At 73.1% G+C, this 19,946-nt stretch carries 19 protein-coding genes; 7 read left to right on the plus strand and 12 right to left on the minus strand.

Annotation, left to right across the window (positions count from 1 at the left end):
* Together IEZ00_RS16900 and IEZ00_RS16905 are read left to right on the plus strand one after the other, a co-directional pair.
* Positions 1-171 (plus strand): hypothetical protein, encoded by a 171-nt coding sequence (locus IEZ00_RS16900; protein WP_189224206.1) that lies wholly within the window; start codon positions 1-3, stop codon positions 169-171.
* A 49-nt stretch (positions 172-220) separates the two neighbouring features.
* Complete coding sequence (locus tag IEZ00_RS16905) at positions 221-1,951, plus strand: GMC family oxidoreductase (RefSeq protein ID WP_189224207.1); 1,731 nt, start codon at positions 221-223, stop codon at positions 1,949-1,951.
* A 9-nt stretch (positions 1,952-1,960) separates the two neighbouring features.
* On the opposite strand, the gene IEZ00_RS16910 is transcribed toward IEZ00_RS16905, so the two are convergent.
* Complete coding sequence (locus tag IEZ00_RS16910; protein ID WP_189224208.1) at positions 1,961-2,572, minus strand: hypothetical protein; 612 nt, start codon at positions 2,570-2,572, stop codon at positions 1,961-1,963.
* A 172-nt stretch (positions 2,573-2,744) separates the two neighbouring features.
* Here IEZ00_RS16910 and IEZ00_RS16915 point away from each other — a divergent pair, with 172 nt between their 5' ends.
* Positions 2,745-3,935 carry a helix-turn-helix domain-containing protein gene (locus IEZ00_RS16915; RefSeq protein WP_189224209.1) on the plus strand — a complete coding sequence of 397 codons (1,191 nt, stop codon included), beginning with the start codon at positions 2,745-2,747 and terminating at the stop codon, positions 3,933-3,935.
* Positions 3,936-4,013: 78 nt separating this feature from the next.
* Here IEZ00_RS16915 and IEZ00_RS16920 read toward each other — a convergent pair whose 3' ends face one another.
* The 3 genes from IEZ00_RS16920 to IEZ00_RS16930 form a co-directional block, all read right to left on the minus strand.
* Positions 4,014-4,187 (minus strand): hypothetical protein, encoded by a 174-nt coding sequence (locus tag IEZ00_RS16920; RefSeq protein ID WP_189224210.1) that lies wholly within the window; start codon positions 4,185-4,187, stop codon positions 4,014-4,016.
* 89 nt (positions 4,188-4,276) lie between these two features.
* The gene (locus IEZ00_RS16925; RefSeq protein WP_189224211.1) at positions 4,277-5,722 is read right to left on the minus strand and encodes an aldehyde dehydrogenase family protein; all 1,446 of its coding nucleotides are present in this window, start codon (positions 5,720-5,722) and stop codon (positions 4,277-4,279) included.
* A 35-nt stretch (positions 5,723-5,757) separates the two neighbouring features.
* Positions 5,758-6,468: a phosphotransferase gene (locus IEZ00_RS16930; protein WP_209622973.1), complete on the minus strand. Its 711-nt coding sequence runs from the start codon at positions 6,466-6,468 to the stop codon at positions 5,758-5,760.
* A 52-nt stretch (positions 6,469-6,520) separates the two neighbouring features.
* On the opposite strand from IEZ00_RS16930, the gene guaA reads away from it, so the two are divergent.
* The gene (gene guaA / locus IEZ00_RS16935; protein ID WP_189224212.1) at positions 6,521-8,080 is read left to right on the plus strand and encodes a glutamine-hydrolyzing GMP synthase; all 1,560 of its coding nucleotides are present in this window, start codon (positions 6,521-6,523) and stop codon (positions 8,078-8,080) included.
* 82 nt (positions 8,081-8,162) lie between these two features.
* On the opposite strand, the gene IEZ00_RS16940 is transcribed toward guaA, so the two are convergent.
* Both IEZ00_RS16940 and IEZ00_RS16945 read right to left on the minus strand, forming a co-directional pair.
* Positions 8,163-8,366, minus strand: a complete 204-nt coding sequence (locus tag IEZ00_RS16940; RefSeq protein ID WP_189224213.1) for a hypothetical protein — start codon at positions 8,364-8,366, stop codon at positions 8,163-8,165.
* Positions 8,359-9,600, minus strand: a complete 1,242-nt coding sequence (locus tag IEZ00_RS16945) for a PspC domain-containing protein (RefSeq protein WP_229795815.1) — start codon at positions 9,598-9,600, stop codon at positions 8,359-8,361. Before IEZ00_RS16945 ends, IEZ00_RS16940 begins: the two co-directional genes overlap by 8 nt.
* A 111-nt stretch (positions 9,601-9,711) precedes the next feature.
* On the opposite strand from IEZ00_RS16945, the gene IEZ00_RS16950 reads away from it, so the two are divergent.
* Together IEZ00_RS16950 and IEZ00_RS16955 are read left to right on the plus strand one after the other, a co-directional pair.
* On the plus strand, positions 9,712-10,944 hold the full coding sequence (locus IEZ00_RS16950) for an ATP-binding protein (RefSeq protein ID WP_229795817.1): 1,233 nt from the start codon (positions 9,712-9,714) through the stop codon (positions 10,942-10,944).
* Positions 10,941-11,591 carry a response regulator gene (locus tag IEZ00_RS16955; protein WP_189224214.1) on the plus strand — a complete coding sequence of 217 codons (651 nt, stop codon included), beginning with the start codon at positions 10,941-10,943 and terminating at the stop codon, positions 11,589-11,591. The genes IEZ00_RS16950 and IEZ00_RS16955 overlap by 4 nt, the downstream gene beginning before the upstream one ends.
* A gap of 5 nt (positions 11,592-11,596) precedes the next feature.
* On the opposite strand, the gene IEZ00_RS37795 is transcribed toward IEZ00_RS16955, so the two are convergent.
* The 3 genes from IEZ00_RS37795 to IEZ00_RS16970 form a co-directional block, all read right to left on the minus strand.
* Complete coding sequence (locus tag IEZ00_RS37795) at positions 11,597-13,036, minus strand: serine/threonine-protein kinase (protein WP_268248743.1); 1,440 nt, start codon at positions 13,034-13,036, stop codon at positions 11,597-11,599.
* Between the two features lie 22 nt (positions 13,037-13,058).
* Positions 13,059-13,469 carry an SsgA family sporulation/cell division regulator gene (locus tag IEZ00_RS16965; RefSeq protein ID WP_189224215.1) on the minus strand — a complete coding sequence of 137 codons (411 nt, stop codon included), beginning with the start codon at positions 13,467-13,469 and terminating at the stop codon, positions 13,059-13,061.
* Positions 13,470-13,648: 179 nt separating this feature from the next.
* Positions 13,649-14,545 (minus strand): DMT family transporter, encoded by an 897-nt coding sequence (locus IEZ00_RS16970; protein ID WP_189224314.1) that lies wholly within the window; start codon positions 14,543-14,545, stop codon positions 13,649-13,651.
* Between the two features lie 109 nt (positions 14,546-14,654).
* Here IEZ00_RS16970 and IEZ00_RS16975 point away from each other — a divergent pair, with 109 nt between their 5' ends.
* Positions 14,655-15,545 carry a LysR family transcriptional regulator gene (locus IEZ00_RS16975; RefSeq protein WP_189224216.1) on the plus strand — a complete coding sequence of 297 codons (891 nt, stop codon included), beginning with the start codon at positions 14,655-14,657 and terminating at the stop codon, positions 15,543-15,545.
* Here IEZ00_RS16975 and IEZ00_RS16980 read toward each other — a convergent pair whose 3' ends face one another.
* From IEZ00_RS16980 to IEZ00_RS16990, 3 genes are all read right to left on the minus strand, one after another.
* On the minus strand, positions 15,546-17,174 hold the full coding sequence (locus IEZ00_RS16980; RefSeq protein WP_189224217.1) for a serine/threonine-protein kinase: 1,629 nt from the start codon (positions 17,172-17,174) through the stop codon (positions 15,546-15,548). It abuts the gene before it with no gap.
* 110 nt (positions 17,175-17,284) lie between these two features.
* Positions 17,285-18,640 carry a serine/threonine-protein kinase gene (locus IEZ00_RS16985; protein WP_189224218.1) on the minus strand — a complete coding sequence of 452 codons (1,356 nt, stop codon included), beginning with the start codon at positions 18,638-18,640 and terminating at the stop codon, positions 17,285-17,287.
* 283 nt (positions 18,641-18,923) lie between these two features.
* Positions 18,924-19,814 carry a superantigen-like protein SSL4 gene (locus tag IEZ00_RS16990; protein WP_189224219.1) on the minus strand — a complete coding sequence of 297 codons (891 nt, stop codon included), beginning with the start codon at positions 19,812-19,814 and terminating at the stop codon, positions 18,924-18,926.
* Positions 19,815-19,946 lie beyond the last annotated feature (132 nt).

Here is a 19,946-nt window from a genome sequence, read left to right on the forward strand (position 1 = left end):
GTGGGAGTCGAGGAGTTCTTCGACAGCGACGTGGCGGACGAGGCCGAGGCGGCGCCGGGGGGAGCGGGCACGCGGAAGCAGGCGCCCCGGTGGGCGCACCCGGCGGTGCTGGTCTCGGCGGGTCTGGTGGTCGCGGCGCTGATCTTCACGGTGGGTGTCCTGCTGGTCTGAACCGGTCGAGGACTAGGCGTTACCGGAAGTTACATCTACTGTCGTGCGCATGGGTGAACTCGCCGGTAACAAGCAGGCGGCGGACTACGACGTCGTGGTGGTCGGCTCCGGGTTCGGCGGCAGCGTGGCCGCCCTCCGGCTGACCGAGAAGGGCTACCGGGTCGCCGTGGTGGAGGCCGGGCGCCGGTTCGCCGACCACGAGTTCGCCAGGACGTCCTGGGACCTGCGCCGCTACCTGTGGGCGCCGCTGCTGGGCTGCTACGGCATCCAGCGCATCCACGCGCTGCGCAACGTGGTGGTCCTGGCGGGCGCGGGCGTCGGTGGCGGGTCGCTGGTCTACGCCAACACGCTGTACCGGCCGCTCAAGCCCTTCTACCGGGACCGGCAGTGGGCGCACATCACCGACTGGGAAGCCGAGCTGGCCCCGTTCTACGACCAGGCCAGCCGGATGCTGGGAGTGGTGGAGAACCCGACCACCACCCCGTCCGACGAGGTGATGCGCGCCGTCGCCGAGGACATGGGCGTGGCCGACAGCTACCACCCCACCCCGGTCGGCGTGTTCTTCGGCGAACCGGGCCAGCCCGCCGAGGACCCCTACTTCGGCGGCGCGGGACCGGCCCGCACCGGCTGCACCGAGTGCGGCTCGTGCATGTCCGGCTGCCGCGTCGGCGCGAAGAACACGCTGGTCAAGAACTACCTGTACCTGGCGGAGCGCAACGGCGCGCGGGTGCTGCCGCTGACCACGGTGACCGACCTGCGGCAGGCCCCGGACGGCACCTGGGCGGTCACCACCCGGCGCACCGGCGGCCTGCGCCGGGGCACCCGCGTGCTCACCGCGGGCCAGGTCGTGCTGGCCGCGGGCACCTGGGGCACCCAGCGACTGCTGCACCGGATGCGGGACGAGGGCGCGCTGCCCCGGCTCTCACCCCGGCTGGGCGAGCTGACCCGCACCAACTCCGAGGCGATCATCGGCGCGGGCCGCTTCACCGTCGACGCGGAGCGCGACTTCACCAGGGGTGTGGCCATCACCTCGTCGATTCACCCGGACGAGACCACGCACATCGAGCCGGTCCGCTACGGCAAGGGCAGCAACGCCATGGGCCTGCTCCAGACGCTGGCCACCGACGGCGCGAAGGCCACGCCGAGGCTGGTGCAGTTCCTGGTCCAGGCGGTCCGCCACCCGCTGCGGCTGGCCAGGGTGCTGTCGGTGCACCGGTGGAGCGAGCGCACGGTGATCCTGCTGGTGATGCAGAGCCTGGACAACTCCATCACCACCTTCACCCGCCGGAGCAGGTTCGGCAGGCGCAAGCTGACCTCCAAGCAGGGCCACGGGCAGCCCAACCCGACGTTCATCCCGGCGGGCCACCGGGCGAACCTGCTGGCCGCCCGGCACATCGGCGGCGTCCCCGGCGGCACGTGGGGCGAGCTGTTCAACATCCCGCTGACCGCGCACTTCATCGGCGGCTGCCCGATCGGCGAGGACGCCTCGACCGGTGTCATCGACCCCTACCACCGGGTGCACGGCTACCCCGGCCTGTCCGTGGTGGACGGCTCGGCGATCTCGGCGAACCTGGGCGTGAACCCGTCGCTGACCATCACCGCCCAGGCCGAGCGCGCGTTCGCCGCGTGGCCGAACAAGGGCGAGGCCGACCCCCGGCCCGAGCAGGGCGCGCCCTACCGGCGCGTCCCACCCGTGCCGCCGGTCAAGCCCGCCGTGCCCGCCTCCGCGCCCGGCGCGCTGCGGCTGCCGATCGTGGAGATCAGGACCGCCGACCGCTGAGCCCCGGCGTCAGGCGATCGGGGTCGCCTGGCGCACCTCGCGGACCAGGTGCGAGGCCAGGACCCAGGGGGTCAGCGGGTCGGTGAAGGTGGCGATGACCGGGTTGGTGGCGATGGGCGTGCCGAAGGGGCGTCGCAGGGTGCCGTGGACTCCGACGAGGGGGGCGTTGCGGACGCGGAGCAGGACGTAGCCTCGGCGCAGGGCTGGGCAGGAGCGGGCGGCCGGGGTGGCGCAGGGGGCGCACACGGGTGGTTCGGTAACGGCCATGCCGAGCGGCCAGCCGGGCCAGTCGTCGCGGTGGTCCTGCAGCAGCCACAGGGTGCCTTCGGCGGTGGTGTCGGCGGGGTGGCCGCAGACCTGGCACAGCAGGTGGCGCATGGCGTGGCGCTGGCGGGCGGCGTGGACCACGCCCAGGCGCGGCCTGCCCTGGCCGGGGGCGTTGCGGGTCCGGGTGAGCAGGATGTCGTGCTCGTCGCGGTCCAGGGGCGTCTCGTCGCGGTAGCCGATGCCCCGGTTGCCGGGCAGCGCGATCACCTCGGGGCTGTCGCACTCCTCGGCCGACCACGCCGTCACGTAGGGAACGAGCGGGACGGTGTGCTGTCGGCGGGTCGAGGGGGTCATGGTGCTCTCCGGGCGGTGAGGGATGTGCTCTGGTTCTGTCGCGTTGTCGGCAGGCGCCACGCGAGCACCACGTTAAGAATGACCAGCGAGACGAGGTGACAAAGAAGGGACAAAAATCCCGGAGCGCTGGTCCGCGAGCGGTACGGTCGAACCACCGAGCAGGAGGTGGCGGATGGGATTCGAAGACGACGGCGTGGCCGCGCGCGTGGTCGAAGCGCGAAAGCTCGCCGGCCTGACCCAATCGCAGTTGGCTGCTCGCGCGAACATCTCGCCATCGCTCGTGAAGAAAGTGGAGCAGGGTGTTGTCCTGCCATCGCCCGCGTTCATCGCATCCGTTGCGCGCGCACTGGGTCTGCTGGTCACCGACTTGACCTGTGTGCGCGGTTTCGATTCGATCCAAGGTCGGTACGGGATGGAGAAGAGATTCGTCCCGGACTTGGAACGCGCGATCATCGAAGGCGACGACGCGATCCTCGACGGACCGCTGCGCCCGCAGGCCGAACTCTCGGCCCTCCTGGACCACGTCATCGCCCGTGGTCGGCTGAGCCGGTACTCCGACGTCCTCGAAGTGCTTCCGGACCTCCTGCGCCACCTCAACGCCCACTCCGTCGTGGCACCCTCCGGGCAACGCGGGCACGTGCACCTGCTCCTCGCCAAGGCGTACTACTCGGCGATGTTCGCGGCTTACAAATTCGGCAACCTCTCCTTGAGCGCCTGGGCCGCCGAGAGGATGTCCACATCGGCACGGTTGAGCGGTGATCCGATCTGGTCGGCGATGGGGCTCTACACGCGCTCTCAAGTCCTCATGTTCAGCGGCAGTTACCATGCGGGCGCGTTGTTGCTGGACAAGGCCGACGCCGAACTGCGCGAGCAGAAGGACCCGCGAAGGGTGGAAGTCCTCGGTGCGGTGCACCTCACCGGCTCGATAATCTCGGCACGTCTCGGCAGCCGCGTGGAATCGGAATCGCACTTGCGGGAAGCGCGGGAGTTGGCACGCCACGTCACCACGGTGGGCGACCAGTTCGACACCGCCTTCTCCGCGGCCAACGTCGAGATCCACGCCGTCGCGGCGGCCGTGGAATGGGGCGAACCCGGCGCGGCCGTGAAGCGCGCCGCCGAACTGGACCTGGCGGGCGAGCTCTACCCGGCGAGGATCGGGCACCACCACATCGACCTGGCCCGCGCGCACCTCATGCGCGGCGACCACGAGAGCGTCATGCGCGAACTCCAGGTGGCGCGGCGGATCGCACCCCAGCAGACGCGGTACCACCCGCAGGTCCACGAGCTGATCAGGGCACTGGCTCGCGTGCGGCGTCGCAGTGAGCCGGTGGCGCGGTTGGCGGCCTGGGCGGGGTTGACGTAGCCGACCCCGGCCCGAGCGCTCGGTCGCCGGGTAGTAGGTACCGGCCCTGGGGAGCGGGGCGGGTAGTACTTGCAGGCGTCAGGTGGTGAGGTGCTGGAGGAAGGTGGCGAGGGCGTCGGCGGCCCGGCTCAGCAGCACCAGGGCTTCCCGCGCGAACGCCAACGCCTGGTCCGGGTGCTGGTGGGCGTAAGCCACGAAGCCCACCAGCACCAGCACCGTCACGCAGCCGCCGATTCCCCCGCGCGTGGACATGGCACCCTCCCCGGTTCGCCGCGACAACGGTCGCCGCACCAGCGTGCGCGCCGTCGGCCGAGGCGAACAGGGAGAAGTGCGGGTTCGGGCTAGAGAGCGATACCGGTGAGCACCATGGTGCGCTCCTCGGTGAAGTCCTCCATCGCCGATCGCACGCCCTCACGCCCGGTGCCCGAGCCCTTGACCCCGCCGTAGGGCATCTGGTCGGCCCGGTAGGACGGCACGTCGCCGATGATCACGCCGCCGACCTCCAGCTCGGCCGCCGCCTCGAACGCCACCCCCACGTCACGGGTGAACACGCCCGCCTGCAGGCCGTAGTCGGTGGCGTTGGCCTGCTCGAACGCCTCGGCCACGCTGTCCACCACGGACACCACCAGCACCGGCCCGAACACCTCCTGGCGCCACAGGTTCGCCTCCGGCGGCACGTCCTGGACCACGGTGGGCTCCATCGAGGTGCCGGTGCGCCCGCCGCCCACGTGCAGCGTCGCGCCCGCCGACACCGCCTCGGCCACCCACTCCTGGACCCGCTTGGCGTTGTCCTCGTCGATCAGCGGCCCGACCTCGACCTCCGGGTCGTGCGGGTCGCCGGTGCGCAGGGCGCGCACCTTCTCCACCAGCTTCGGCACGAACTCCCCGGCCACGTCCCGGTGCACCAGCACCCGCTGCACCGCGATGCAGGACTGGCCCGCCTGGTAGTTGCCGAACGTGGCGATGCGCGCGGCGGCCTGGTCCAGGTCCGGCCAGTCCGGGCAGACGATGGCCGCGCTGTTGCTGCCCAGCTCCATCACCACGTGCTTGCGCGGCGCGGCCTCGGCCAGCGACCAGCCGACCGAGGTGGAGCCGGTGAACGAGATGACCGGCAGCCGCTCGTCGGTGACCAGCGACTTCATGTCCGCGCCGCGCACCGGCAGCACGGAGAACGCGCCCTCGGGCAGGTCGGTCTCGGCCAGCAGCTCGCCCAGCAGCAGCGCCGACAGCGGCGTGGCCGAGGCGGGCTTGACGATCACCGGGGCGCCCACCGCGAGCGCGGGCGCGACCTTGTGCGCCACCAGGTTCAGCGGGAAGTTGAACGGGGCCACGGCCAGCACCGGGCCGCGCGGCACCCGCCGGACCACCGCCAGCCTGCCCTCCCCGTTGGCGTCGGTGTCCAGCCGCTGGAGCTCGCCGGTGAACCGGCGGGCCTCCTCGGCGGCGAACCGGAAGGTGTTGACCGCGCGGGTCACCTCGATGTTCGCCCACTTCAGCGGCTTGCCGTTCTCGGCGGTGATGGTCTCGGCGATCTCCTCGGCCCGCTCGGCCAGCGCGGCCGAGACCCGCATCAGCGCCTCGGCCCGCAGGTGCGCCGGGGTGCGCCGGAACGGCTTGGCCGCCGCCGCGGCGGCGGCGACGGCCCGTTCCACCTGGTCGGGTCCGGGCACGGCGACCGAGGCGACCTCGGTGCCGTCGAAGGGGTGGAACACGGTGGTGGCCTCGGCGCCTTGTTCGGCGCGTCCGGCGATCCAGCAGGGCCTCGGCTGCGGGGTGAACGCGTCCATGTCACCCACCGTAGGCCGCCGGGGGCCGGTTGGCTTTACCGATCTTGGAAGTGCGCGCGCACGTACTCCGCGTGGCGCGAATACAGCAGGTCGTGACCCTCCTCGCGCTGCCGGTGGAACTCCGGGAGTTCGCGGATCATCCGGACCATGTCGTCCAACCGGGCGAGGACGTGGCGGCCCAGCCCCTCGGCGGTGGTGCCGTAGGCGGCGCAGAACAGCTCGGCCCGCCGCCACTGCTCGTCGGGGGTGCCGAACTCCGGCGACAGCGGCGCCAGGCAGTAGGCGGTGTAGGCCAGGTCCCACCAGCGCGGGCCGGGGCGCGCGGTGTCGAAGTCGATCAGGCCGACCGGCTCGGCGCCGTCGAAGACCACGTTGTAGGGCGCGAGGTCGTTGTGGCAGATGACCTCCACCGGCTCGATCGCGGGGAACCGCCAGCCGTCGCGCTGGTCGGCCAGCTCGGCGGTGGCGTCGTGCAGCACGCGGACCAGCTTCGCCACGGCGACGAGGGTGTCGTCGCCGCGCAGGTGCTCGGGGATCGGCGGGTGACCCACCTCTCCCTCCAGGTAGGTGAGCACCTCGCGGCCCTCGTCGTCGAACCCGTGCACCAGGGGCGCTATGCCCAGCGGTGCCAGGTGGTCCAGCAGTCGGTGCACCATCGGCGTCCACGGGCCGGTGGGGCGGCGGACCGTGCCGCCGACCCGAACCACCTGGTTGAGCCCGCCTCCGGTGAGCAGTTCCTCTTCCACGTCTGCGATTCTTTAACAGCGCGGACTCGCCCCTACAGGAGGTTTGCCCCCAGTGGCCGACAGCAGCAACCGCCCCGTTCTGGTCATCGACTTCGGCGCGCAGTACGCGCAGCTGATCGCCCGCCGCGTGCGCGAGGCGCAGGTGTACTCCGAGGTCGTCCCGCACACCGCGTCGGTGGCGGAGCTGCTGGACAAGGACCCGGCGGCGATCGTGCTGTCCGGTGGTCCGTCCAGCGTCTACGAGCCGGGTGCGCCGCAGGTGGACCCGAAGCTGTTCGACGCGGGCGTGCCGGTGTTCGGCATCTGCTACGGCTTCCAGGCCATGGCGGGCGCGCTCGGCGGCACCGTCGAGCACACCGGCACCCGCGAGTACGGCCGCACCGAGCTGGGCGTGCGGCAGGGCGGTGGCCTGCTGCACGACGAGCTGCCCGACACCCACCCGGTGTGGATGAGCCACGGCGACTGCGTCACCAAGGCCCCCGACGGCTTCACGGTGACCGCGACCAGCGACGGCGCCCCGGTGGCCGCGTTCGAGGACCCGGAGCGCCGGTTCGCGGGCGTGCAGTACCACCCGGAGGTCGGCCACTCGCCGCACGGCCAGGAGGTGCTGCGCCGCTTCCTGCACGAGATCGCGGGCCTGCGCCCGCAGTGGACCACCTCCTCGATCGTGGACGAGCAGGTCGCGCGCATCCGCGAGCAGGTCGGGGACGGCAAGGCCATCTGCGGCCTGTCCGGCGGGGTGGACTCGGCGGTGGCCGCGGCCCTCGTGCAGCGCGCCATCGGCGACCGGCTGACCTGCGTGTTCGTCGACCACGGCCTGCTGCGCGCCGGTGAGCGGGCGCAGGTGGAGCGCGATTTCGTGGCCGCGACCGGTGTCAACCTGGTGACCGTGGACGCGCGGGAGCGGTTCCTGACCGCGCTGGCCGGGGTCACCGACCCGGAGCAGAAGCGCAAGATCATCGGCCGGGAGTTCATCCGGGTCTTCGAGCAGGCCGAGCGCGACCTCAAGGCCGAGGGCGACTACCGGTTCCTGGTGCAGGGCACCCTCTACCCCGACGTGGTGGAGTCCGGCGGCGGCGCGGGCGCGGCCAACATCAAGAGCCACCACAACGTCGGCGGCCTGCCGGAGGACCTGCAGTTCACGCTGGTCGAGCCGCTGCGCGCGCTGTTCAAGGACGAGGTGCGCCGGGTCGGCACCGAGCTGGGGCTGCCGGAGACGATCGTGCAGCGCCAGCCGTTCCCCGGTCCCGGCCTGGGCATCCGGATCATCGGCGAGGTCACCGCGGAGCGGCTGGAGATCCTGCGCAAGGCCGACGCCATCGCCCGCGAGGAGCTGACCGCCGCCGGGCTGGACCGGCAGATCTGGCAGTGCCCGGTGGTGCTGCTGGCCGACGTGCGCAGCGTCGGCGTCCAGGGCGACGGCCGCACCTACGGTCACCCGGTGGTGCTGCGGCCGGTGTCCAGCGAGGACGCGATGACCGCGGACTGGACCCGGCTGCCCTACGAGGTGCTGGAGCGCATCTCCACCCGGATCACCAACGAGGTGGCGGAGGTCAACCGGGTCGTGCTCGACGTGACGAGCAAGCCGCCGGGCACCATCGAGTGGGAGTGAGGACGTGAAGAGGGCCACCCCCGCGGGGGTGGCCCTCTTCACGTCTCCGGCGCCGTCTCCGGCGTCGTTCTCAGCGTCGTCCTCAGCGCCTGCGCCGCATCGACCCGGCGAGCAGCCCGATCCCGATCACCATGGCGCCGCCCGCGAGCAGCAGCCGCAGGTCCAGGAAGTCGGGCCAGATCCGCCCGTCGGTCAGCATGTAGGCGGAGGCGAGCAGGGTGCCGATGCCGAACACCAGCCCCACCACGTCCACCCCGCGCTTGTCCCGCAGTTCCGACTCAGCCACGGAGCACCTCCACGCTGCCGACGTTGGTCCGCACCTCGAGCTCCACCTTCGGCCCGCCTTCCCCGTCGGGGCCGTTGTCCTCGGCCCGCACCGACCCCTTGGGGCCGTCGTGCTGCTCACCGAGGCACTCGATCGACCCGAGCCCGTTCTCGCAGCTGACCTCCACGTCGGCGTTCGCGGGCACCCGGATGACCGCGCTGCCCACGCCCACCCGCACCTCGGTCCTCACCTCGCTGGTGGCGGGCAGCGCGGTCAGGTCCAGCTCGACCTGCCCCGCCTTGGTGTGGTACTCGTCCAGCACCGCCTCGGCGGTCGTCGGCCGGGCGCTGATGTCGCCCATCCGGTCGCTGTTGTCGAAGTCGTCGAACCCCGCCGTGGTCAGCACCAGGCCGATCGCGCTCAGCGGCACGGCGAGCCAGATCAGCCCGCGTCCCGCGTTGCCGCGCAGCGCGCCCGCCACCAGCCCCAGCCCCAGCACGGCCACCACCAGGCCGAGCGTGTGCTCGGCGGTGAACCAGTCGCCGTAGGCGGAGTCGAAGTCCGCGGAGATCACCGCGCCGCCCAGCACCAGCAGGGCCAGCGCGAACGTCGCCGCACCCACCCGCGACCGGGGCCGCCGGGGCCGGTGCGCGGGCTGCTCGGGCGCGGGCGGCGGACCGCTCGGCTCGGGCAGGTCCCACGCGAAGGGCGCCGCGCCCAGCGGGTCCCAGGCGGGCGGCGTCACCCGCTCGGTCTGCTGTTCCGATCCCGTCACACCAACCCCCGTGGTGAAGTCGCCCGTCAGGCCCCCGGTGGGCCGCGGGCGGTTGAGCTGGCCCCTGCCGCGGTGCAGCAGGTAGACCGCGCCGACCGACAGCAGCACCCCGCCGACCATGGTGAAGCCGCCGTCGATGAAGAAACCGCTGGTGGGCAGCAGGCCCAGGCACAGCAGCACGGTGAGCGGGGCGGGCGTGGCGCTGCGGCCCCGGCCGAACAGCGACTCCACCGCGGAGACCTCGTCATCCTCCTGGGCGAAGCACAACCACCCCAGCAGGTACATGAGGATGCCCGCGCCGTTGCACAGCGCCATGGCCACGAACGCCACCCGCACGATCACCGGGTCGATCTGGTACCGCTGCGCGATACCGGCGGCGACACCGGCGACCTTGCGCCCGCCGTGCGGCCGACGGGGCCTGCTGGCCCAGAAGTCCTTGAGCGTCTCCTCGACGCCCGCTGCGCTCACGTTCCCGCTCACGGTGATGAGGATGCGCCGCCGGACCCGCCCGGCACATCGGGGGCGCACCCTGAACCGGGCATCGGGTGGAACCCTGATGACCGGGCCCCGCCCGCGTGTGACGATTCCGGGGTGGGTTCGCAGGTGGAGACGGTCTCGGACCGGACGGTGGAGCCGGTGCGCAGGCGCCGCGGCGGGCGCGTGGTGGCGGGCGTGGCCGGGGGCGTCGCCGAGCACCTCGGCGTCGAGGTGTTCTGGGTGCGGGCGGTGTTCGCCGCGCTCACCGCGCTCAACGGCGTCGGCGTGATCGCCTACGGGCTGCTGTGGCTGTTCGTGCCGCAGCGCCCGGTCGGCTCGCCGGAGCCCGACGAGCAGCCCAGGGAGCGCCAGCAGGCGCTGGGCCTGGTGGCGCTGGGCATCGCCGCGGCCGCGCTCAGCGGCCTGCTGACGGGCCCGCTCAGCGGCTGGATCGCGGGGCCGCTGGCGGTGGCGCTGGTCGGCGCGGCGGTGGTGTGGCGCGAGGCGGACGAGGCGCAGCGCAGGCGGTGGCGCGACGGCGCCCGCAGCGGCTTCCTGGGGGCGGGACGCACCGGGCTGATCCGGGTGGTCGCGGGCGTGGCGCTGGTGGCCGTCGGCATCGGCGTGCTGCTGATCAACAGCTACGGCCTCGACCAGATCCGGTTCGCGCTGCTGGCGGTGGTGGCCACGCTGGGCGGTGTGGCGGTGCTCACCGTGCCGCTGTGGATCAAGCTGATCAACGACCTCGGCGAGGAGCGCCGGGTGCGCATCCGCACCGAGGAGCGCGCGGAGATCGCCGCGCACCTGCACGACTCGGTGCTGCAGACGCTCGCGCTGATCCAGAAGCAGGCCGAGCAGCCGCGCGAGGTGCGCAGGCTGGCCAGGGGGCAGGAGCGGCAGCTGCGCGACTGGCTGTACGGCCGGGAGGTGGGGGAGGCGGGCAAGCCGACGACGCTGTCCGCGGCCGTCGCGCGGGCCGCGGGCGAGGTGGAGGACACCTTCGCGCTGACCGTGTCGCAGGTCGTGGTGGGCGACTGCGACCTGGACCACAACCTGCTGGCGATGGTGCAGGCCGCGCGGGAGGCGATGGTCAACGCGGCCAAGCACGCGGGCGTGGCCGAGATCAGCGTCTACGGCGAGGTGGAGCCCGAGCAGGTGGCGGTCTTCGTCCGCGACCGGGGCAAGGGCTTCGACCCCGACCTGGTTTCCGCCGACCGGCATGGCCTCGCCGACTCCATCCGGGGGAGGATGGACCGGCACGGTGGGGAGGTCCGGCTGCGCACGGCCCCCGGTGAGGGCACCGAGGTGCAGCTGAGGATGCCGAGGAAGACGGAGGCGGGGACGTGACGGTTCGGGTGTTCCTGGTGGACGACCACGCGCTGTTCCGGGCGGGGGTGCGGGCCGAGCTGGACTCGATCACCGATGAGATCGAGGTGGTCGGCGAGGCGGGCTCGGTGGGCGAGGCGGTGGCGGGCATCGCGCGGCACCGGCCGGACGTGGTGCTGCTGGACGTCCACATGCCCGACGGCGGCGGGGCGGAGGTGCTGCGGCAGGTCCGCACGGCGCTGCCCGAGGTGGTGTTCCTCGCGCTGTCGGTGTCCGACGCCGCCGAGGACGTGATCGCGGTCATCCGGGCGGGCGCGCGCGGCTACGTGACCAAGACGATCTCCAGCCAGGAGCTGGTGCGCGCGGTGGTCCGGGTGGCCGAGGGCGACGCGGTGTTCTCGCCGCGGCTGGCGGGCTTCGTGCTCGACGCGTTCGCCGACCGGCCGGGCGCGGCCCCGATCAGCGACCCCGAGCTGGACCTGCTGACCCCGCGCGAGCGGGACGTGCTGCGCCTGCTGGCCCGCGGCTACGCCTACAAGGAGATCGCCTCCGAGCTGTTCATCTCGGTGAAGACGGTGGAGACGCACGTGTCCAGCGTCCTGCGCAAGACGCAGCTGTCCAACCGCTACGAGCTGTCCCGCTGGGCCTCGGACCGCAGGCTGGTCTAGCCGGTTCAGACGCGCGTGGAGCTGGTGATCAGCAGGCCGCCCGCCGGGTTGTCGCGCAGGGTGAGCCGGTAGCGCTCCACGGTCTTGCCGCCGCCCTGCGCGAAGATCAGGTCCACCAGCGCGACGTACTGCCCGCCGTGGTGGCCGACCTCCACCGCGTCGGGCTGGACCAGGTCGTACTGCTTCCAGAACGCCACGTACTCGTCGAAGCTGGGCCGCATCCGCTCGTCCAGGTGACGCCAGGCGGCCTCCGGGTCGGTGTCGATCTCCAGGTAGTGGTTGGTGACGAACTCGGCGACCTGGTCGGTGGTGTGCGCGCTGCCGGGCGGGGCCGACGGGTAGCCGGAGGACGACCCCGTCGCCGGGGTCGTCAGCGGGGCGGGCTCGGTGAGCTCCGGGCCGTCCGGCCGGACCAGCGAGAAGGCGGTGACCGCGGCGGCGGCGACCACCAGGATCGCGGTGGCCACGGCGGGGGCCAGCCAGCCGCGCCGGGACCGGGGGCGGGCGGCCTCGGCGGGGAGCGGCTCGGCGGATGCCCCGGCGGACACCTCGGCAGGTGCCTCGGCGGAGGGCTCGGGCGCCGTCTCGGGAGGGGCCTCGGGAGTGGTCGAGTCGACCGCGGGGACCGTTCCGGGAGCCGTTTCGGGAGGCAGGTCGGCCAGCAGCCGCACGACGTGCTCGGCGGTGGGGCGCGCGGCGGGGTCGACGGCGAGCAGCTCGCCGAGCGGGCCGGTCAGCGCGCCGGAGCGGACGGGCGGCTGGATCCGCCCGCTGGCCGCCCTGAACAGCAGGCCGAAGCTGTTCTCGCTGGACCCGAACGGCGGCTGCCCCTCGGTCGCCGCGTACAGCGTCGCGCCGAGGGAGAACACGTCGGAGGCCGCCGAGGGGTCCTCCCCGCGCGCCACTTCCGGGGCCAGGTAGGCGGGCGTGCCCGCGATCATGCCGCTGCCGGTGAGGGTGCCGTCGTCGAGCGCGCGGGAGATGCCGAAGTCGGTGAGCTTCACGGTCCCGTCGTGGCCGATCAGGACGTTGGACGGCTTGACGTCCCGGTGCACCAGGCCCGCCGCGTGGGCCGCCGCCAGCGCCGCCGCCACGCGTCCGCCGATCCGCGCGGCCTCGTGCGGGGGCAGGGGGCCGTGGTCGGCCACGACCTGCGCCAGGCTCCGCGCGGCCAGGTGTTCCATGACCAGCCAGTGCTGGTCGTCCTCGACGACCACGTCGAACACCGTGATCGCGTCGGGGTGGTGCAGCCGGGCGGCGTTGCGCGCCTCGCGCATCGCCCGCGCCCTGGCCAGCCGCGCCCGCTCCGGGTCCAGGTCGGGCAGCCGGAGCTGCTTGACGGCCACCTCGCGGCCCAGCAGCGCGTCCCGCGCACGCCAGACCACGCCCATCGCGCCGCTGCCGATGCGCTCCACGAGCTGGTACCGACCGCCGACCGTGCGCACGGTGCGAGGGTAGGCGACCCGATCAGTTGGTGGACACCAGCTTGGCCAGTTCGCGGTCGAAGTCGATCCACAGGTCCTCCTCGCCGGGCTGGACCACGTCGTAGGTCAGGTCCAGGAACTCGGCGACGTGCTCGGCCACGGCCGACAGGATCGCGAACCCGGTCGGCGCGTTGAGCTCCAGCAGGACCCGCTCCGGGTCGTCGGCGGCCGGGCGGACCAGGATGTCGCCCTGGCCGGACGGGGTCAGCAGCCCGTCCGCCAGCAGGTCGCGGGCGAAGATCCACTCCACCTTGCCCTGCCCGGTGTGGAACAGGACGGCGACCGCGTACGGGTCCTCCGGCTCGTAGTGCAGCTCGGCTTCCACGGGCGCTGGAGCGACGCCTGGGGCCAGCAGGTGGAACGTCGTCGCGGTGGTGATGCTCTCGGTGCTCATCTCTAAGACCTTCCCGATTCGGCGGTTCTCATGTGAGCAGACGTCCGAGAAGCCCGATCGGGACGTGGATTGGGAGAAGACCACGCGTTCGGGGGAGACGTGGATCCCATCTCCACCCGTTTGCCCAGGTGAGCTGTCTCAACTGGGCGGAACCGCCTGTCACCCTCTGTTACTGAAGGTCACTTGAGGGTAGTGGCAGGCTCTCGCTCAGGGGTGGTCGGGACGAGCGCGGTCGCGGGTTGGCGTCGGGTCAGCGCGACACCCACGAGGACCACGACCATGCCCAGCGCCACCCGCGCGGTCAGCGCCTCGTCCAGGAAAGCGGCGCCCAGCAGCACCGAGACGACCGGCAGCAGGTAGCCCACCGTCGTCGCGTTGGTCGGCCCCTCGTCCTCGATCAGGCGATAGTTGAGGATGAAAGCCACGCCGGTGCCGAACACGCCCAGGATCGCCACCGCCAGCAGCGGCGGCCAGCCCAGGTGCACCGGCTGGAGCCCGCCGACCGGCACCACTAGGGCGGTCAACCCGGTGGCGGTCACCAGCTGCGCCGAGGACAGCTGGAACGGCGACAGCCCGCGCCCGGACAGCTTGCGGCCGATGTAGGTGTAGCTGACCGCGTAGGACGCCGCCGCGGCCAGGCACGCCGCCGCGCCCCAGCTGACCAGCCCGGCCTGCTCCCAGGGCGCGAAGATCAGCAGGGTGCCCGCGAAGCCGAGCACCAGGCCCGCCAGCCGGGCGGGGTTGCGCTGCCGCTCGGTGCCCAGCGCCAGGCCGATGAGCAGCGCCCACAGCGGCGTGGTGGCGTTGAGCACCCCGGCCACGCCCGAGTCCACAGTCTGCTCGCCCACCGCGAACAGCACGAACGGGATCACGTTGCCGAACACCGCGGCCACCGCCAGGTGTCCCCAGGCGGCCGGGTCGCGCGGCAGCCGCTGACCCCGCCCGTAGGCCAGGGCCACCAGCACGGCGGCGCCGAGGACGGTGCGGACCATGGCGATCTGGACCGGTGAGAGGCCGGTGAGCGCGATCTTGATCCACAGGAAGCTGGAGCCCCAGAGCAGGGCGAGGAAACCCATTCTGATCAGCGTGCCTGGCTTGTTCACGAAGACCACCTTGCGCCGCTCGAAGCGACAGCACAAGTGAATAGAACTGCACGACGTTTAAGCAGAACTGTAAGGTCGGGGCATGTTGGACGTGCGACGGATGCAGGTGCTCCGAGCCGTGGTCACCACCGGCTCCATCACGGCCGCGGCCACCAACCTCGGCTACACCCCCTCCGCCATCAGCCAGCAGGTGGCCTCGCTGGAGAAGCAGGCGGGCCTGCCGCTGCTGGAGCGGGTGGGCCGGGGCGTGCGACCCACCCTCGCGGGCAGGCTGCTCACCGAGCACGCCGCGCACATCACCGAGCGGCTGGCCGAGGCCGAGGCGGCGCTGGCCGACCTGCGCGCGGGCCGCACCGGCCGGCTGCGGGTGCGCTACTTCGCCACCGCGGGCGCGGCGCTGGTGCCGCCCGCCGTGGCCGCCTTCCGCGCCCGGCACCCCGACGTGCGGCTGGACCTCAAGCTGACCGAGCCCGACGACCCGGTGGTCGAGGTCGAGGCGGGCCGCGCGGACGTCGCCGTCGTGGTGGTCCACGACGCCGAGCTCGCCCGCGGCGTGCACCTGGTGCACCTGCTCGACGACCCGTACCTGGCGGTCCTGCCGCGCGGCCACGAGCTGGCCCGCAAGCGGGTGCTGGACCTGGCCGACCTGGCCGACGAGCCCTGGGTGGACGCGGCGGTCCCGCCCGGCCCGTGCCAGGCCATCGTGCTCGACGCCTGCGCCGCCGCGGGCTTCTCGCCCGGCTACGTGGTCCAGGCCGACGACTACCCGACCGCGCAGGGCTTCGTGGCCGCCGGGCTGGGCGTGGCCATCGTGCCCAAGCTCGGCCTCGGGGTGGTCAACCCCGGTGTGGTGGTGCGGCGGCTGCGCCACCCCGAACCCGTCCGCACGATCTGCGCGGCGGTGCGGGAGGAGGGCATGGGCACGCCCGCCGTGGTGAGCCTGCTGGAGGCGCTCAAGACCGCCGCCGGGTGATCACGGCTTGGCCAGCGGCTGCTCCCGCTGGAGGAGCAGGTGCGGGCCCTGCCACTTCAGCACGATGAGCTTGCGCTCCTGGCTGGTCGCGCCGCTCTTCATGCGGTAGTTGAGGTCGACCACGTAGGCGAAGTCGTCGTTCTGGCTGATGCTGCTGACCTCGACCGACTCCACGCTGCTCCACCAGCCCGCGTAGCTGGAGTACCCGCCGCTGGCGCTCTGCATCTCCGGCAGCAGGCGCTGGAACCCCTCCTGAGGGGCGCCGGGCAGCAGCGCGAAGTAGTCCCGGATGGCCTGTTCCTGCTGCTGCTGGGTCGGGTGCGCGGTGTAGGTGACCGGTGGCTTGACCGGCGTCGAGGAGGTCGTGGAGGGGGCTTGGCCGCCGCCGTCGACCGGCTGCGCGGAGGTGGGGCCGCCCGCGAGGTCGTTGCGGTTCTCGTCGCCGCCGCTGGACAGCACGCTGGCCAGCAGGATGCCCACCACGGCCGCGGCCACGATGGCCAGCGCGGTGACCACGGTCGACCGCTTGCTGCCGACGGCCTGGGCGGCAGCGGCGGCGGGCTTGCGGAACGCGGCGGGGCGGTAGGCCGCGGGTCTGGACGGCGGCGCGGGCGCGGCGGGCCGGGCGGAGGCCGGGGCGGCGGAGGCCGCGCGCGAGTCCACCCGCGTGGCGTTCGGCGGCGCGGGCGCGGCGGCCGGGGGCATCGCGCGGGTGGCGTTGGGCGGCGGGGGCGGCGGCGTGACCGGGGTGCCCTGCCACGACGGCGGGTGCGTCTGCGAGACCTTGATCGGGAACTCCGGCGCGGAGTGGCCCGCGGCCACCGCGGCCAGCGCCTCGCGCGCCTCGGCCATGGTGGGCCGGTCCTCCGGCTCGGCGCGCAGCAGCCGCATCAGCAGCGCGGTCAGCGGGCCCGCCTGCTTGGGCGGGGTGACCTTGCCGGAGGCGACCTGGTGCAGCAGCGCGATGGTGTTCTCGTTCAGGCCGAACGGGGGCATCCCCTCGATCGCCGCGTACAGCGTCGAGCCCAGCGAGAACACGTCCGAGGGCGGGCCTGGGTCGTAGCCCTTGGCCACCTCCGGCGCCAGGTAGGCGGGCGTGCCCGCGAGCATCCCGGTGGCGGTGACGGTGACGTCGCCGGTGGCCCGCGAGATGCCGAAGTCGGTGATCTTGACGGTGCCGTCGTTGCCGAGCAGCACGTTGCCGGGCTTGATGTCCCGGTGCACGATGCCCGCGTTGTGCGCGGCGGCCAGGGCGGAGGCCACCTGCGAGCCGATCGAGGCGACGTCGCGCGGCGGCAGCGTGCCGCGCTCGGAGAGCACGGTGGACAGGCTGCGCGAGGGCAGGTACTCCATCACCAGCCACGGCTGGCCGTCGTCCTCGGCCACGTCGTAGACCGCGATCGCGTGCGGGTGCTGCAGGCGCGCGGCGATGCGGCCCTCCCGCATGGCGCGGCGCTTGGCCTCGTCGGTGTCCGATTCGGCCAACCCCGGCTGCAGCAGCAGCTGCTTCACGGCGACGGTGCGGTGCAGGCGCTCGTCGTGCGCCTGCCAGACGATGCCCATCGCTCCGCTGCCGATCCGTTGGCCGAGTCGGTAACGGCCGGCGATCAGGCGGCCATCGTCGGTCACGGCTGCTCCCAGTGCTGCTCTCGCTTCTTCAGTGGCGAACACCGGAGACATCGCCACTAGGACAAGAATGTTGCGTCACCCGAACGGGTCGGGGTCCACCTTACGAGGTCTCACTGCCCCACGGTCGGCTCGGTCGCCGATGACGGCGGGACGCTGGGCCTCGTCGTCGTGGTGGTCGTGGTCGTCGTGGTGGTGGTCGTCGTTGTTGTCGTGGTCGTCGTGGTGGTCGTCGTGGTCGTGGTGGTGCGCTCGGTCGTCGGTGGCGGCTGCTGCGCCTCCGTCGTCCGCACCGGGGCCTCACTCGTGGTCACCTGCTGCGACGTGGTCGTCGGCGCGGGCGAGCTGGGCGGGGTGCTGGTCGTGGTCGGCGTGACCTGCCGGTTGCTGTCGAAGACGTCCAGCGCGACCAGCAGCGTGCCGATCAGCAGGATGAGGCCCAGCGCCACGGCGGCGATCGCCAGCGGGCGGGTGTTGCTCCGCGGCGGCGGGGCCACCGGCGGCGCGGTGCCCGTGCCGGTGCGCGGACCGGGCCGCACCACGCGGGTGCGGTCGGCCGACTCCGCGGGCTCCACGACCGTGGTCGCGCCCGCCACCGGCAGCAGGCCCGCCGCGGTCGCGGGCCGCAGGCCGGTCAGGCTGGGGCTGCGCCCGGTCGCCACGGCGTGCAGCATGTCGCGGGTCTGCGCCATGGTCGGCCGGTCGGCGGCGTCGTAGGACAGCATCCGCAGCAGCACGTCGGTCAGCGGGTGCTCGACGGTGGGCGGGTTGATCCGCCCGGCCGCGACCGCGTGCAGCACGCCGAGGGTGTTCTCGCTCAGACCGAACGGCGGCTCGCCCTCGGCCGCGGCGTACAGCGTCGAGCCGAGGGAGAACACGTCCGAGGCGGGCGTGGGGTCCTGGCCGCGGGCGATCTCCGGGGCCAGGTAGGCCGGGGTGCCCGCGATCAGGCCGGTCTTGGTGACCGTCACGTCGTCGCTGGCCCGCGAGATGCCGAAGTCGGTGATCTTGACCAGGCCGTTGTCGGCCAGCAGCACGTTGCCCGGCTTGACGTCGCGGTGCACGATGCCCGCCGCGTGCGCCGCGGCCAGCGCCGCCGCGGCCTGCGCGCCGATCTGCGCGACCTCGACCGGGTCCAGCGGGCCGTGCTCGGCCATGGTGTCGGCCAGGCTGTAGGAGGGCAGGTACTCCATGACCAGGCACGGGGCGCCGTTCTCCTCCACCACGTCGTAGACCGCGATGGCGTTGGGGTGGTGCAGCTTGGCCGCGATGCGGCCCTCCCGCATGGCGCGCTGGATCGCCTCGTCCTGCTCCCTGGCGTCCAGGCTGGGCTGCAGCAGCAGCTGCTTGACCGCCACGATCCGGCCGAGGCGCTCGTCCTGGGCGCGCCAGACCACGCCCATGGCGCCGCTGCCGATCCGGTCCAGGAAGCGGTACCGCTCGGCGATCAGCCGACCGTCAGTGCTCACCCGGACACCTCGCCGGGGCGCTGCGCGACCGCGGCAACGGCAGCTGGTCTCACGCTCGGGGCTCCTCGTCGTGCGGATCGGTGCGGGGCAGGGCTGGGCCACTGGACGGGCCGTTGGCCGGGCCACTGCACGCCCGCAGAGCCTACCCCGGAGGTGACGACGGCTTTCGAACCGTCACGCGGCCGGTCGCCGCGGGTCACCGCTGCCCGCCGAGGACGCCGAGACTCGCCCTTTCGGACGAGCACTGCCTGATCCTGGGCCGTCCGTCCGGCCTGCGCGGCCCTCAGGACGCCGGGGAGAAGAAGTCGAAGCCGCCGATCGGCCGCAGCACGCCGCCCAGGTCGAGCCCGATGCCGATGCCGACGCCGCCCTGCTCGCCCGAGGTGGGCGGGGTGGAGGTGCCGGAGGAGGGCGTGGAAGAAGGCGGGGTGGCGGGCGGGGTGGAGGTCGAGGGGGTGGCGCTCCCGCTGCTCGACGGGGGCGTGGTCGTCCCGGCCGACGGCGGCGTGGTGGCCGGCTGGCCGGTGCTGCTGCTGCTCGGCGGCTGCTCGGTGGTGCTCGGCGGCTGCTGCTCCGTAGTAGTAGTGGTCGTCGTCGTAGTGCGCGGTGCCTGCTGTCCTGCCTGAGGAGCCTTCTGGGCGGTCCGGGACGGGGTCGTCGTCTCGGGCGCCGCCTGAGCCCGCTGTTCCGGCGTCCGCTGCTCCGAGGTCTGCTCGCCCTGGGGGGCCTGCGCCTGCTGGCGGGCGGCCGCGGCGGCGGCCAGGCCGTCGGTCAGCGCGTTGCCGTTGCGCGCGGCCGGGCGGGTGTCGAAGCGGACCTCGGCCAGCGGGCGCTCGTCGGGGGAGGACAGCCACTGCGTCGCGCCGAAGGCGACCGAACCGCACAGCACGACGCCGCCGCTGGCCATCGCGACCAGCTTGGGCACGGACACCCCGCCCGCGACGGCCTCCTCGGCCGGGCGGCCCTCGCGGCGCAGCAGCTCGGTGATGTGCAGCTCGTGGCCGGAGAGGTTGGTGTCGGGGCGCGGGAAGCGGACGGTCTGCTCGTCGGGGACGACCTCGTCGGTGATCCGGGGGATCGGCTGGGTCTCCGCTTCGCGCCGGGCGAGCAGCTCGGCGACGGAGAGCTGAGCCGTGGAGCCATCCCGTCGACGGCGATTGTCCTCGTTCGGCACCGCGGGTCACCTTTCCGGAGAGCGCGTTTGCTGCTGACCGGGATCATGGATACCGAATCGTGACCGAGCGCGTAACCCCTTTGGGGGGACTTTTCCTTTTAATACTACTCACATTGAACGCTGGGTAGCGAT

The organism is Saccharothrix coeruleofusca (assembly GCF_014648515.1).
GTDB classification, from domain to species: Bacteria; Actinomycetota; Actinomycetes; order Mycobacteriales; family Pseudonocardiaceae; genus Actinosynnema; species Actinosynnema coeruleofuscum.

Bases quoted from the DNA above. Each gene is read 5' to 3' on its own strand.
- IEZ00_RS16925 (WP_189224211.1), bottom strand. From the start codon at position 5,722: ATGGACGCGTTCACCCCGCAGCCGAGGCCCTGCTGGATCGCCGGACGC.
- IEZ00_RS16920 (WP_189224210.1), bottom strand. From the start codon at position 4,187: ATGTCCACGCGCGGGGGAATCGGCGGCTGCGTGACGGTGCTGGTGCTG.
- IEZ00_RS16970 (WP_189224314.1), bottom strand. From the start codon at position 14,545: ATGGGTTTCCTCGCCCTGCTCTGGGGCTCCAGCTTCCTGTGGATCAAG.
- IEZ00_RS16905 (WP_189224207.1), top strand. From the start codon at position 221: ATGGGTGAACTCGCCGGTAACAAGCAGGCGGCGGACTACGACGTCGTG.
- IEZ00_RS16910 (WP_189224208.1), bottom strand. From the start codon at position 2,572: ATGACCCCCTCGACCCGCCGACAGCACACCGTCCCGCTCGTTCCCTAC.
- IEZ00_RS16975 (WP_189224216.1), top strand. From the start codon at position 14,655: ATGTTGGACGTGCGACGGATGCAGGTGCTCCGAGCCGTGGTCACCACC.
- IEZ00_RS16965 (WP_189224215.1), bottom strand. From the start codon at position 13,469: ATGAGCACCGAGAGCATCACCACCGCGACGACGTTCCACCTGCTGGCC.
- IEZ00_RS16915 (WP_189224209.1), top strand. From the start codon at position 2,745: ATGGGATTCGAAGACGACGGCGTGGCCGCGCGCGTGGTCGAAGCGCGA.